Source organism: Cupriavidus sp. FW305-46 (genome assembly GCF_058787075.1).
This window is the reverse complement of the sequence record NZ_JBYSZI010000013.1, coordinates 49658-63234: the sequence shown is the minus strand read 5'-3', so window position 1 is coordinate 63234 and position 13577 is coordinate 49658. Positions and strand designations below refer to the sequence as shown.

The following is a 13577-nucleotide window of genomic DNA, read 5'->3' as shown; positions in this document are numbered from 1 at the left end:
CCTGGCCATGCCTCTGTCCCAGCCCGTCAACCGCTCCCAGCGTCACCGTCGCGCCATTTCGGCCGAGGCGTACCAGAGAGAGGACGGCTTGTGGGACATCGAGGTGCGCCTGACCGACACCAAGCCTCGCGACATCGAACTGGCCGGCGACCGCGTCCGCCCGGTAGGCCAGCCACTGCACGACCTGTGGCTGCGCGTCACCATCAATGAGGAAATGACGGTGCTGGATGCCGAGGCCTGCTCGGATTGGGTGCCGTATCCGTCCCATTGCGACACGATCGGCCCGGCTTACCGCAAGTTGATCGGCCTGAACCTGCGCAAGGGCTTTCGCAAGGCCGTGCGCGAGCGCCTGGGCGGCATGCATGGTTGCTCGCACCTGACCGAGGCCGCTGGCGTGCTGCCCAGCACGGCGATCCAGGCCTTTGCCGGTGAAGTCATCAATATCCGCGACAACGGCGAGGACGACCCGAATCCGGAGCCGCCCTATCAGTTGAACGGCTGCCACGCCCTGCGTTTCGATGGCGAGGTGGTTCGTCAGTTTTACCCGCGCTGGTATGGTCACCAGCCGACGCCCAAGGTACGGGCCGAGGCAGCACCTGCCGTCGCAACTGCGCCTCAGGCGCCGCCCGCGGCCAATGGCGACCGCGGCAATGATGGCAACGACGCTGTCCCGGCCGAGCGGCCGACCGGCACCTCCGGCTGATTCTCAGGATTGGCCAGCCAGACGAGAGAGTTCGTCTTCTTTCAGATTCTTCCCTTCTACCTTTTACGCCTACCCGAAAGGAAACACGCATGAATATCCATGAGTATCAAGGCAAGGAAATCCTGCGCAAATACAATGTGCCGGTTCCGCGCGGCATCCCCGCGTTTTCGGTTGACGAGGCCCTGAAGGCCGCAGAAACGCTCGGCGGCCCGGTGTGGGTCGTCAAGGCCCAGATTCATGCGGGTGGCCGCGGCAAGGGCGGCGGCGTGAAGGTTGCCAAGAGCATCGACGACGTCAAGACCTACGCCTCGAACATCCTGGGCATGCAGCTGGTCACGCACCAGACCGGCCCGGAAGGCAAGAAGGTCAACCGCCTGCTGATCGAAGAAGGCGCCGACATCAAGAAGGAACTGTACGTTTCGCTGGTGGTGGACCGTGTTTCGCAGAAGGTCGCGCTGATGGCCTCGAGCGAAGGCGGCATGGACATCGAAGAAGTCGCTGCCCACAGCCCGGAAAAGATCCACACCCTGATCATCGAGCCGTCGATCGGCCTGACCGACGCTGAAGCCGACGACATCGCCCGCAAGATCGGCGTGCCCGACGCGAGCGTGGCGCAAGCCCGCCAGGCCCTGCAAGGCCTGTACAAGGCGTTCTATGAAACCGACGCTTCGCTGGCCGAAATCAACCCGCTGATCCTGACCGGCGACGGCAAGGTCATCGCGCTGGACGCCAAGTTCAACTTCGACTCGAACGCGCTGTTCCGTCACCCGGAAATCGTGGCCTACCGCGACCTGGATGAAGAAGACGCCAACGAAATCGAAGCCTCGAAGTTCGACCTGGCCTACATCTCGCTGGACGGCAACATCGGCTGCCTGGTGAACGGCGCCGGCCTGGCCATGGCCACCATGGACACCATCAAGCTGTTCGGTGGCGAGCCGGCCAACTTCCTCGACGTGGGCGGCGGTGCCACCACCGAGAAGGTGACCGAAGCCTTCAAGCTGATGCTGAGCAACAAGAACGTGCAGGCCATCCTGGTCAACATCTTCGGCGGCATCATGCGTTGCGACGTGATCGCCGAAGGCGTGATCTCCGCTTCCAAGGCCGTGCACCTGACGGTGCCGCTGGTCGTGCGCATGAAGGGCACCAACGAAGACCTCGGCAAGAAGATGCTGGCCGACTCGGGCCTGCCCATCATCTCGGCCGACACGATGGAAGAAGCCGCCCAGAAGGTGGTGGCCGCTGCCGCTGGCAAGTAAGCCGTCGCACGAACGCAACCATACGCGAACGCGAGCGGTGCGCAGGCGCTCCCTTGAGCCCCTGTGCGCGCCGCTCGTAGCCAAGCAAAGGATTACAGCATGTCGATTCTGATCAACAAAGACACCAAGGTCATCACCCAGGGCATTACCGGCAAGACCGGCCAGTTCCACACCCGTGGCTGCCGCGACTACGCCAACGGCAAGAACGCCTTTGTAGCAGGCGTGAACCCGAAGAAGGCCGGCGAAGACTTCGAAGGCATTCCCATCTACGCCAGCGTCAAGGACGCCAAGGCCCAGACCGGCGCCACCGTGTCGGTCATCTACGTGCCGCCCGCAGGCGCCGCTGCCGCGATCTGGGAAGCCGTTGACGCCGACCTGGACCTGGTGGTCTGCATTACCGAAGGCATCCCCGTGCGCGACATGATGGAAGTCAAGGACCGCATGCGCCGCGAGAACAAGAAGACCCTGCTGCTGGGACCGAACTGCCCGGGCCTGATCACGCCGGACGAAATCAAGATCGGCATCATGCCGGGCCACATCCACAAGAAGGGCCGCATCGGCGTGGTGTCGCGCTCGGGCACGCTGACGTACGAAGCCGTGGGCCAGCTGACCGCGCTGGGCCTGGGCCAGTCGTCGGCCGTCGGCATCGGTGGCGACCCCATCAACGGCCTGAAGCACATCGACGTGATGAAGATGTTCAACGACGATCCGGAAACGGACGCCGTGGTCATGATCGGTGAGATCGGCGGTCCGGACGAAGCCAACGCGGCCAACTGGATCAAGGACAACATGAAGAAGCCGGTGGTTGGCTTCATCGCTGGCGTGACCGCGCCTCCGGGCAAGCGCATGGGCCACGCCGGCGCGCTGATCTCGGGCGGTGCCGATACCGCCCAGGCCAAGCTGGAAATCATGGAAGCCTGCGGTATCAAGGTGACCAAGAACCCGTCGGAGATGGGCCGCCTGCTGAAGGCAATGCTGTAAGTTGTACCTCCTCATTCCCGCTAGCGCGGGGATGAAGAACCAGACAATGCCCCCGCCCGTGCGGGGGCATTGTCGTTCTGGAGGACGGTTCGGCGTGGCTTCCGGCACGAAACATTACAAGATTGAAATCTAATCGAAAGGTTCGTGCGGTAAACAGTCATGTCCGTGTTTCGAGACATCCGAAATCCCGTCAGATGACGGGTGTGCCATCTATAAAATTCGAGGAGCCCTCCCGTGGAACTGCTGTCTTCCACCACATTCTGGATTGCGTTGGGATCGATCATCCTGACCAATATCGTCCTGTCCGGCGACAACGCGGTGGTGATCGCGCTCGCCTCGCGCAACCTGCCGCCCGCCCAGCAAAAGAAAGCCATCTTCTGGGGCAGCGCCGCCGCCATCATCATGCGCGTGGTGCTGACCGTGGCCGCGGTCAAGCTGCTGAGCCTGCCGTACCTGAAGATCGTCGGCGCCGTACTGCTGGTCTACATCGGCGTGCAACTGCTGACCGGCGATGACGACGAGGAAGGCCACGACGGCAAGGACAATATCTGGGCCGCGATCCGCACCATCCTGATCGCGGACCTGGTGATGTCGCTCGACAACGTGGTGGCCGTGGCCGCCGCCGCGCAGAAGGGCCCCGAGGGCAGCCAGCTGATGCTGCTGATCATCGGTCTGGGCCTGTCGATCCCGCTGATCGTGTTCGGCAGCACGCTACTGCTCAAGGTGATGGAACGCTTCCCGGTCATCATCGTGCTGGGCGCCGCGCTGCTGGGCTACCTGGCCGGCGAAATGCTGGTCAGCGACCCGGTCGACGCCGCCTGGTTCGAAGTCCACGTGCCGCACGCCCACCTGGTATTCGGCGCCGCCGGCGCGATCCTGGTGGTGATCATGGGCAAGCTGCTGAGCCGCCGGTCGGCGCAGGCCGCCTGACGAGGTTCCGCCCAGGCGAGAAGGGCGGCCAGCTGGCCGCCCTTTTTCGTTGGCGCGCCGGCAAGGCGGTCGTCGGTGCCTTGGCCAACTAACTCATGTGAGTGATCGCACATTTTGTCGCTTCGCGCGGTGGTAGGGGACGCGAGTGACAAATTTTGGCGCATACGGCATGCATCCCCCCTGACGGGTGACGAAATTTGTCGCTTTTCACCCCCTGCGGATGGGGGATGCCGCTGGCACGCTTACTGCTCAATAGTCCCCGCGTCACGAAACCGAAGACGTGCAACGCTCAACCAAAATCTCTTCGAGGGGTCAAATCATGCAACGGGTACAACTGAAGAAACTGGGCCGTCGTGTCCAGAAGGGCTTTACGCTGATCGAACTGATGATCGTGGTGGCGATCGTTGGTATCCTGGCGGCCATTGCAATTCCGCAGTATCAGGATTACACGCGACGCGCACGCGTCTCTGAAGGCATTGCACTGGCTTCCTCGGCGAAGACGGCGGTTACAGAAACTTTCCAGTCGCGCGGGATTGGCGCCATGATCGCCGCCACCGGTTGGGTCGCGCCGGCCGCGACGCCGAGTGTTAACAGCGTCGCTATCGCAGATACAGGCGTGATCACCATCACTTACAATCAGGCTGTTATGGGAACGGCGGCAGCACCGACGCTCTTGTTCACTCCCGTGGACGCCGCTGGCGCAGCGATGGCCCTAGACGTGGCCGCTGGAGCAACTTGGCCCAACCAGTGGAGCTGCTCCCTCGGCGGCACCCTGCCGAACAACCTGCGTCCGGGAAACTGCCGCCCGTAACGACAGGATTGACGTAGGTTGTATGGAAAGCGCCTTCGGGCGCTTTTTCTTTGTTCACCCTGCAAGCTATCATGCGCCTTTTCCCTAAACAGCCGCGCTAATGCTGCCGTCCAGGACCTTCCTACCGTCGGCCGCCCTTTTCGCAGCAATCTTCGTCCCGCTGCTAATCTCCCGGCACACGCTGCCGCTGGCGACGTTCTACGGCGAATGGACCGCCGCGCTCTGCGCGCTCGCCGTCCTCGCTATCCATGCGGGTCGCCGCCCCGTGGCATCGCCTGGAGTGTCGCTGCCGTGGGTGACACTGCTGTTTCTCTGGCTGGTCGCCGTCGGACTTGTCTTGGGCGCCACTGGCCATCACGACATCACCGGTAGCCGCCTCACCACCATCCTCACGCTGTTCCTGGGCGCAGCGGTGACATGCGCCGCATGGTCGTACCGAGGCACGTCTGCGGCATCCACTCAGAACATCGGCGACACTCTCGCCACCGCCTTCCTCATCGCCGGCCTGCTGGGTACCCTCACGCAATGGGTGCAGTTGTTCCATCTCGAACCCCGTGCCTTCGGCCTCGTCTCCAGCTACTTTTACGACAGCAACCGCCGCCTCTGGGGCAACCTGAACCAGCCCAACCACCAGGCCACCGTTGAGGGCCTGGCGTTGGTGGCGTCAATGTGGCTGGCCTCGCGCGGCCGCCTGCGTTTCCCGATGTGGCTCGCCGCCGTGGCCCTGCTGGAAAGCGGCATCGTGCTGTCCGGATCGCGCACCGGCGTGCTGCATGTTGGCCTGGCTGCGGTCTATGCACTGGTCGCCGCGTGGCTCGCACGAGGCGAGCGGCGCGACTCGGATCCGATGCAGCGACCCGTCGGCCTGCTCGTCGCAGCAGTCTCAATGGTGGCAATGCTACTGATCCTGCAACCCGCAATCCGCGCAGCAGGGCAAGCCTTCGACTGGCGCCTGTTCGACACCATCGCCCAACTCGAAGCAGAAGACCAGATGTCCGCACGCAGCGCACTGTGGACCCACGCGCTGGCAATGTTCCGCTCCCACCCCTGGTTCGGCGTCGGCTGGGGCGAGTTCGGCTGGGCGCAATTCCAGCAGTTGCAGCAAGTCGGCGTGAAGGTGGAGATGTCCCTGCACGCCCACAACGCCATCCTCGACCTGCTGGCGAAGACGGGCATCGTCGGCACCGCCGGCGTAGGCCTGATCCTGCTGGCGTGGCTATGGCGCGTGATTCGCGTTCGCCTGTGGCACGGCGATGGCGAAGAGCGCAAGCAGACCGTGCTGGTTCTTACCTGGCTGGCGATGCTGTGCGCGCATTCGATGCTCGAATACCCGCTGCATTACCTCTATTTTTTCCTGCCGTTCTGCTTCATGCTCGGTTGGCTGGAGCCGTCGGGCTTCGGGCGTTGGCGCGTGCCGATGCCAGTGGCACGTGGACTGGCGATCGCGTTTGTCGTGGTAGCCGCGATCGTGCTGGCCACCATGTGGCAAGACTACCGCCGCGCCGAAGCGCGCGAATACGCCAGCAGCGAAGGCCGCAGCGCCTTGCCGATGCCGCGCTTCTGGTTCCGCCAGCACGCGCAGGCCGATGCTGCCGGCCTGGCCACGATTACGCCGGCCAATGCGGCCGAGTTGTTGCCCGCCCACATCGCGGCCGTCCACCTGCTGCCTACGCCGACCATGATCGCGCGCACCGCATGGCTGCTGGCGCTGACCGGCGATCCTGCGCAAGGCCGCCAGTGGATGGAACGGCTGCGCTGGTACTACCTTGGCGATGAAGTTGCGCAATACGCCGAGATTGCGAAGGCATGCCGCGATCTGGCAGCAGACCAACGCCCGCAGGGATTCTGCGCATGGGTCGGCGACCGTTCGCGTCGGTACTCCGAATGGCCCCGGGACTGACCTAGTAGTACGGGTACGGGCTGTAGTAGACCGGCGGCGGAGGCGGCGGATAGTAGTAGTACCGAGGTGCCGGCGGCGCAGCGGCCACGCGTCCGGGGGCCGGCACGCGGTTGCCGCTGGCGTACATGCACTGAACGTAGGCGGCATCGTATTGCTGTTGCGTGCCGTAACCCGCGTACTGGGCATTGCCAGCGCCGACCGCCGCGCCAGTCAGCAGGCCGACGCCTGCACCCACCGCCGCACCCGAGCCGCCATTAAAGGCCGCGCCCGCGGCTGCGCCGAGGGCGGTGCCGACCACGGCGCTGCCGACGGCGGCATTGTTGGCGGCCTGCGCGGACGAGACACCGCCCACCCGCCCGAAGGCGAACTGGCGGCAGTTGTAGTCGTCGGCGCGGAACTGGTCGAAGCTCTTGCCGGTGCCCGGCAGCACCATCACGCTGGGGCCGGCAGGCATCACGGCGCAGGCGCCGAGGGTCAGGGTGGCCACGGCCAGCGTGGCGCGGGTCAGGGCATGCATGGTGTCACCCCGCATCAGAAGTTGGCCGGCGGCTGTGCCGGTATGCGTTGCCAGCCGCCGGGGCAGGACTGCACATAGGGGTAGTAGCCTTCGGGCTGGTTGCAGTGGTACCACCAGCCCTGCTGCGGCGCTACGCCGTCCGGGCCGGGGACCGGCACGGGGCCGTTCGGACCCTGTTCGATATACTGCGGCGGCGCCGCGGGTGCGGTGACCACGGCGGGCGGGTAGTAGTACGGGGCGGGGTAGCCATACGGGTAGCCGCCGTAGAACACGCCGGGCCCGAAATAGAGGCCCACGCCGACGCTTGTGCGCGTCTTGATGAAGCCGCCGCGTGCGTCGCTATCGTGTAAAGCGGTATCGGGGAAATCGGCCCGCCCGGCGAGGGCGGCGCCGCTTGCGGCCGTGGCCGCGAGTGCCAGGGCGATCTGGCAGAGCATGCGCCCGTTCATGGTATCCACCTCATCCCCGCGCGCACCGCATGGCACGCCACGGACAGGGTCAGCAGGCCCCAACCAGCGCGGGGCCTGCAATCATATTGAATACCAAATTGTCCCGCGCCGGCGCCACGGCGGCGCGGCTGGAAATGCGGCGTTACCTTTATTGCCGGGGAACGACCCTGGCGTAAGACATCGTGACACTGCCCATCGCGGCGCGTGTTGCAGGCGTCACGTGCGGAGGTCAGCCGGCCGCGACCCAATCCCCCGACTTGCCGCCGTGCTTCTCCAGCAGTTTCACGTTGCCGATCACCATGCCACGGTCCACCGCCTTGCACATGTCGTAGATCGTCAGCAGCGCCACCTGCACCCCGGTCAGTGCTTCCATCTCCACGCCGGTCTGGCCGCGGGTTTCGGTGCGCACGGTGCAGGCGACGGTGGCGGTGGCCTCGTCCAGCGCGAACTCGACCGCCACCTTGGTCAGGCCGATCGGGTGGCATAGCGGGATCAGGTCGGCGGTGCGCTTGGTGGCCATGATCGCTGCCACGCGGGCGATGCCGATCACGTCGCCTTTCTTGGCGCTGCCGTCGCGCACCAGCGCGAAGGTGGCGGGCTGCATGGTGATGGTGCCGGTGGCCACGGCGACGCGGTGGGTGCTGGCCTTGTCGCCGACGTCGACCATGTGGGCCTGTCCGGCGGTATCGAAATGGGTGAGCTGGGTCATGATCGAGAGCTTCAGTGCGAACTGCGTGCTGGTGGCCGCCGGCGTCCCTGGGAAGCATCCGATGGGAACGGCCACGGGAGGCCGCTATCATAGCAACATGCCAAAACACCCATCGCTTCGCAGGTCTGCCGCACGCGGCCCCGGCGCCGTGGCGGACGCTGTTCCCGCCGGCTCTGCGTCACATCGCGCAGGCGCCGGCCATTGCCGCGCTGGCGGCGCATGGACGCCATGGCGGCGGCCGCTGGCGGCGCTGCTGGCGCTGACGTTGGCGGCGCCGGCCTGGCCCCAGGGTACGCCGCGCACGGCCACGGCGCCAGCCACGCCGGTAGCGGCCGTGCCTGCCAGGCCCCCACAGCCGGTGCCCGCCATCTCGGGCGAGGCCAGCGACCAGGTCTATGACAACCTGAACCGCAGCGTGAAGGCGGGCCAGAAGTCCGAGTTCGGCCTGCGCACCAACAACGCGGTGGTGGAGGCCGGCGGCGTGCAACTGCCGGACCTGGGCGACCCGTCCACGGCGTCGCTGTCGCCCGACATGGAAAAGCGCCTGGGCGACCGCATCATGCGCGATATCCGCCGCGACCCGCTGTACGTGCCGGATCCGCTGCTGTCCGATTACCTGAATGCGCTGGGCTACCGGCTGGTGCAGGCGGCGCGGCGCCAGAATATCTCCGGCTCGACCGGTGCGGGCACCTTTGCCACCGGCTTTGACCTGTTCGCGGTGCGTGACCGCAGCATCAACGCGTTTGCGCTGCCGGGCGGCTATATCGGCGTGCATACCGGGCTGCTGGTGCAGTCCGATACGGAATCGGAACTGGCCTCGGTGCTGGGCCATGAAATCGGCCACGTGATGCAGCGGCATATCGCGCGCGGCATCACCTCGCAGGACCAGTCGATGTGGATCGCGCTGGCCTCGATGGTGCTGGCGGGCCTGGCCGCCACGCGCAGCCCGGACGCCGCGGCGGCGCTGGCCATGGGCGGGCAGGGCGCGGCCATCGCCAACCAGCTGTCGTTCTCGCGCGGGGCCGAGCGCGAGGCCGACCGGGTCGGCTTCCAGATCCTGACCGCGGCGGGGTTTGACCCGCAGGGCATGCCCGATTTCTTCATGCGGCTGCAGCGCGCATCGGGGACCGCGGAAAACTCGGTCCCGTCTTATGTGCGGACTCACCCGCTGACCTCCGAGCGGATTGCCGACATGCAGGACCGCGTCAGCCATGCCAGCAAGCGCAAGGTCGCCAACACGCCTGAATACGAGTTTGCGCGGATGCGGGCCCGCGTGATCCAGGAATCTTCGCCCAGCGACCTGCAGAATCTGCGCGCGGCGCTGCGCACGCAACTGCCGGGAGCAACGGCACTGCGCGCTCCGGCGCTGCACTACGGCCTTGCCTTTACCGAGCAGCGGCTGGGCCGCTACCCGGCCGCCGAGCAGGAGCTGGCCGAGGCGCGCCGACTCTACGGCAATATCCCCGGCGCCACCTCGGGCAGCCCCATGCTGGACGTGATGGCGGTGGAACTGGCGCGCGCGCAGGGCCGCGTGCCCGAGGCACTGTCCCAGGCCAGCGCGTCGATGAAGGTGTTCCCGCTGTCGCATGCGGTGGCGATTGCCTATGCCGACACCCTGGTCGGCTCAGGCCGCTATGAAGAGGCCGTGCGCTTCCTGCGCGAACGCACGCGCCAGGAAACCAGCCGCGGCGAATGGTGGGAGCTGCTGGCGCGCGCCTACGCGGGCCAGGGCAAGCGCTTGCAGCAGCACCAGGCGCTGGCCGAGAAGTATGCGATGGACGGCGCCTACCAGGCCGCGATCGAGCAGTTGCAGATCGCGCGCAAGGCCGGCGATGGCGACTTCTACACGCTGTCCGAGGTCGATGCGCGCCTGCACCAGCTGGAGCGCCAGTACCGCGAGGACAAGCAGGACAGCAAGGGCATGCCTAACTGAGGCAGGCGTTCAGCCAGCCGGCGGCGCCGGCTGGCGCACGAAGCCAAAGCGCCCGGGCACCTCGCTCTCGGCAATCGGCTCGATCGGGATGTCGCGGCCATCATGGTGGAATACGCCCAGGTCAGTGCCGCAGGCTTCGCCTTGCCAGGTGCTGGCGCCGCTGAACAGTTCCAGGTCGTGGTCGTGCAGCAGGGCGGCCTGCTGTGCCGGCGGGCTGCCTTGCGCCATGCCCTCGACCGTGCCGGCCAGCACCACGTTGCCGTGCTCGTCGGCGTAGCAGGCCTGCAGCGTAAAGGGCTGCTGCGTGGTCGTGCGCAACGCGCCTTCATGCAGCCGCACGACCCACGGCGCATAGCCCAGTGATACGAACACCCGCTGCGGGCCGTTCTGGAAGTACCAGGCGCCGCGCTCGTCGCACAGGTAGTTGCGTTCGATAAAGCCGATCAGCGCTTCATGGCGGATGGGGTCGCCCGACAGCCCGTGCTGCTGGGCGTACTCATTGCGCAGGCGCCACTGGCCGCGGCGGTCCAGTGCCAGCCAGCCGTAGGCGTTGGGCACGTTGGGCCAGCGTGCCATGGCTTGCCTGACGATCTCGTCCATGTCTGTCTCCTCGGCGGGCCGTGGGGGGACTGCGCCCGCCTCACATCATGCCGTCAAAAAATCTCAGGATCCGTGCCGGCAACCATTCGATGTCGCCGCTGAAGCGCCCGTCGGGCAGCAGGGGCAGGTGCCGGCGCCAGCCCTCGGGCGGGGTCATGAAGCCGACATGGCCGCCGTGCTCGGGCTGTTCCAGCCATACCTGGGGGCTGGCGTCGGCCGGGCCGGGCAGGTGCCGGGCCGGCAGGAAGGGATCGTTGCGCGCATTGAGCACCAGCGTGGGCACGGCGATGTCGCGCAGCACGGGTTTGCTGGCGGCGCGGCGCCAGTAGTCGTCGGTATCGACAAAGCCGTGCAGCGGCGCGGTGACGACGTTGTCGAAGGCGTACAGGTCGCGGCTGGCCAGCATCGTGTCGCGGTCGAACAGCCCCGGGAACTGCCCCAGCTTGGCCAGCGACTTGCGCTTGAGCGTCTGCAGGAACATGCGCGTGTAGACCAGGTTGAAGCCGGCCGACAGCGCCGCGCCGCCGGCAGCCAGGTCCAGCGGCGCGGAGATCGCCGCGGCCGCATGCACGTGGCCGGCGCTGGTGCCGTCCTCGCCCAGGAAGCGCAGCAGTGCGTTGCCGCCCAGCGAGATCCCCACCACCAGCAGCTTGCGCCCGTTGGCGCAATGGCGCTGGCGCATGCGCTCCAGCACCCAGCGGATCTCGGCCGAATCGCCCGAGTGGTAGAAGCGCGGCGCCACGTTTAGCTCGCCCGAGCAGCCGCGGAAATGCGGGACCACGCCCTGCCAGCCGCGCAGGGACAGCGCATGCATCAGCGCCTGCGCGTAATGGCTGCCGGAGTCGCCCTCCAGGCCGTGGAACATCACCACCAGCGGCGTGTCCGGGCGTACCGGGTGGGTGGTCCAGTCGAGGTCGATGAAGTCCTGGTCGGGGGTATCCCAGCGCTCGCGGCGGAAGCTCACGCGCGGCGGGCGGCGCGTGAAGCGCGCGGGGATGATGGTCTGGGCATGGCCGCCGCGCAGCCACCAGGGCATCGGCACGCCTTCGCCGTAGCCATGGCCGGGCGCCGTGGCGGGATCAGCCGGGGCGGCGTGGACGGCCTGGGGAAGGCGGTGGTGCGGAAGCTGCGTCATGCCGGCGTGGTGTTGCAGCAGGCCGCGGCGCGGCGGCCATGCGGGTTCAGTGCAGCGCCTGCCCCGGCGCGGCGGCCACGGCGGCAACCTGCACCGCGTTGGCCGGGCTGCAGTGGATATGCGCCAGGCGCCAGCCTTCGTGGTTCTGCATCAGCACATAGGTGGTGTGCACGTACAGGTCGGCCTCGACGCGGTCGCCGCCGAAGCGCAGCGCCTCGGTCACGTCGAAGATCGACACGGCCATCGACGCATGGCTGCTGGTCTCGATTGCATCGACCAGCACCGGCTGTTCTTCCAGCAGTTGCAGGAAGGCCTGGCGCAGCTGTTCGTGGCCGATCAGGCGCTGGCCGTCGGGCAGCACGCAGGTGATCGAGTCTTCGTCCAGCCACAGGCGCAGCGCGCCGTCTGCGTCGCGCAGCTTCAGCGCTTCGCGAAAGGCTTCGACGATGTCTTCGGCGGAATCGAACAGGCGGGCAAAGCGAGGCATGGTGGCAGTAGAAGTGGCGAGGGCAATGAGGTCAGGGCCGGTGCAGCAGCTTGCGCAGCTCGACGAACACCATTTCAGGTTCGATCTCTTTCAGGCAGCGCAGGTGGCCCAGCGGGCACTCGCGCTTGAAGCAGGGACTGCACTCCAGCTGCAGCCACATGATACTCGCTGCCTGTGACAACGGCGGCGTGTGGCGCGGGTCGCTCGAGCCGAACACCGCCACCTGGGGCCGGTTCAGCGCCGCGGTGACGTGCATCAGGCCGGAGTCGTTGCAGACCGCGGCTTCGGACAGCGCCAGCAGGTCCACGGCATCATCCAGCGAGGTCTGGCCGCAAAGGTTGCGCACGAACGGGGCCTCGCTGACGATCTCGGCGGCGATCTCGGCGTCCTTGGCCGAGCCCAGCGTGATCATCTGCGCATACGGGTAGGAACGCCGCAGCATCTGCGCGAGCCTGGCGAAATGCCCGGCCGGCCAGCGCTTGGCCGGGCCGAACTCGGCTCCCGGGCAGAACGCGATCACGCGCGTGTGCGGGGCGATGCCAAAGCGCTCGGCGGTGGCCGCCATGCGCGTCGGGTCGACGCGCAGGCGCGGCTCGGGCAGGTCTTCGGGCAGGCGCGCGCCGGGCTTGAGCGCCAGGCGGGCGTAGTGCTCCACCATCGGCGGGCGCTTGTCGCGCGGCGGGTTGGCGTGGCGCACGTTGAGCAGGCCGAAGCGGGCTTCGCCGCGGTAGCCGATGCGCAGCGGGATGCCGGCCAGCCAGGGGACCAGTGCCGACTTGAGCGAGTTCGGCAGCACGTAGGCGAGGTCGTAGCCTTCGTTCTTGAGCTGCTGCGCGAACATCAGCCGTGCCGACAGCTGCAGCTTGCCGTGCGCGAGGTCGGACGGGAACACGCGGCCGATCTCCGGCATGCGCGCGAGCACGGGCGCGACCCACTTGGGCGCGAGTGCGTCGATGACCAGGCGCGGATGGCGCGCCTTGAGCAGCGCAAAGAGCGGCTGCGCCATCAGGGCGTCGCCGATCCAGTTGGGGGCGATGACGAGGGCTTTCTTCATGGGCGGGGCGCTTGGAGCCGGCACGGGAGCGTCGGCGCGGACGCCGGCAATGCCGACGCTCCGGGGCGCCTGCAAGCGGCCCGGAGCGTCGGGATCGTGCGCATGCGGGCGG

General features: G+C 67.0%; 14 protein-coding genes. 7 read left to right on the top strand and 7 right to left on the bottom strand.

All coding sequences use genetic code 11. The annotated features are described in order from the left end of the window. Positions 1-7: 7 nt before the first annotated feature. The 6 genes from AC3WON_RS08810 (at position 8) to AC3WON_RS08785 (ending at position 6581) form a co-directional block, all read left to right on the top strand. Complete coding sequence (locus tag AC3WON_RS08810; protein ID WP_035816134.1) at positions 8-703, top strand: DUF2889 domain-containing protein; 696 nt, start codon at positions 8-10, stop codon at positions 701-703. 89 nt (positions 704-792) lie between these two features. Beyond that, positions 793-1959 (top strand): ADP-forming succinate--CoA ligase subunit beta, encoded by a 1167-nt coding sequence (gene sucC / locus AC3WON_RS08805; RefSeq protein WP_492351630.1) that lies wholly within the window; start codon positions 793-795, stop codon positions 1957-1959. A 99-nt stretch (positions 1960-2058) separates the two neighbouring features. After that, positions 2059-2940 carry a succinate--CoA ligase subunit alpha gene (gene sucD / locus AC3WON_RS08800; RefSeq protein ID WP_062796940.1) on the top strand — a complete coding sequence of 294 codons (882 nt, stop codon included), beginning with the start codon at positions 2059-2061 and terminating at the stop codon, positions 2938-2940. 234 nt (positions 2941-3174) lie between these two features. Continuing rightward, on the top strand, positions 3175-3870 hold the full coding sequence (locus tag AC3WON_RS08795) for a TerC family protein (protein WP_058698367.1): 696 nt from the start codon (positions 3175-3177) through the stop codon (positions 3868-3870). Positions 3871-4189: 319 nt separating this feature from the next. Then, positions 4190-4681, top strand: a complete 492-nt coding sequence (locus tag AC3WON_RS08790; protein ID WP_492351629.1) for a pilin — start codon at positions 4190-4192, stop codon at positions 4679-4681. 100 nt (positions 4682-4781) lie between these two features. Next, the gene (locus AC3WON_RS08785; protein WP_492351628.1) at positions 4782-6581 is read left to right on the top strand and encodes a PglL family O-oligosaccharyltransferase; all 1800 of its coding nucleotides are present in this window, start codon (positions 4782-4784) and stop codon (positions 6579-6581) included. Position 6582: 1 nt separating this feature from the next. Here the strand turns inward: AC3WON_RS08785 and AC3WON_RS08780 are convergent, their stop codons facing one another. From AC3WON_RS08780 to moaC, 3 genes are all read right to left on the bottom strand, one after another. Then, positions 6583-7098: a hypothetical protein gene (locus tag AC3WON_RS08780; protein WP_492351627.1), complete on the bottom strand. Its 516-nt coding sequence runs from the start codon at positions 7096-7098 to the stop codon at positions 6583-6585. A 14-nt stretch (positions 7099-7112) separates the two neighbouring features. Then, the gene (locus tag AC3WON_RS08775) at positions 7113-7547 is read right to left on the bottom strand and encodes a hypothetical protein (protein WP_492351626.1); all 435 of its coding nucleotides are present in this window, start codon (positions 7545-7547) and stop codon (positions 7113-7115) included. Between the two features lie 229 nt (positions 7548-7776). Continuing rightward, on the bottom strand, positions 7777-8256 hold the full coding sequence (gene moaC / locus AC3WON_RS08770; protein WP_035816150.1) for a cyclic pyranopterin monophosphate synthase MoaC: 480 nt from the start codon (positions 8254-8256) through the stop codon (positions 7777-7779). 97 nt (positions 8257-8353) lie between these two features. Between moaC and AC3WON_RS08765 the strand changes: the two genes are divergently transcribed. Next, on the top strand, positions 8354-10189 hold the full coding sequence (locus tag AC3WON_RS08765) for a beta-barrel assembly-enhancing protease (protein WP_492351625.1): 1836 nt from the start codon (positions 8354-8356) through the stop codon (positions 10187-10189). A gap of 9 nt (positions 10190-10198) precedes the next feature. On the opposite strand, the gene AC3WON_RS08760 is transcribed toward AC3WON_RS08765, so the two are convergent. The 4 genes from AC3WON_RS08760 to waaF are packed head-to-tail and all read right to left on the bottom strand — an operon-like array spanning position 10199 to position 13465. Then, complete coding sequence (locus AC3WON_RS08760; RefSeq protein WP_492351624.1) at positions 10199-10789, bottom strand: DUF2946 family protein; 591 nt, start codon at positions 10787-10789, stop codon at positions 10199-10201. Positions 10790-10829: 40 nt separating this feature from the next. After that, on the bottom strand, positions 10830-11924 hold the full coding sequence (locus AC3WON_RS08755) for a YheT family hydrolase (RefSeq protein WP_492351623.1): 1095 nt from the start codon (positions 11922-11924) through the stop codon (positions 10830-10832). Between the two features lie 46 nt (positions 11925-11970). After that, positions 11971-12411, bottom strand: coding sequence for a YybH family protein (locus tag AC3WON_RS08750; RefSeq protein WP_010812207.1), 441 nt, complete (start codon positions 12409-12411; stop codon positions 11971-11973). A gap of 31 nt (positions 12412-12442) precedes the next feature. After that, positions 12443-13465 carry a lipopolysaccharide heptosyltransferase II gene (gene waaF, locus AC3WON_RS08745; RefSeq protein ID WP_010812206.1) on the bottom strand — a complete coding sequence of 341 codons (1023 nt, stop codon included), beginning with the start codon at positions 13463-13465 and terminating at the stop codon, positions 12443-12445. Positions 13466-13577: the final 112 nt, after the last annotated feature.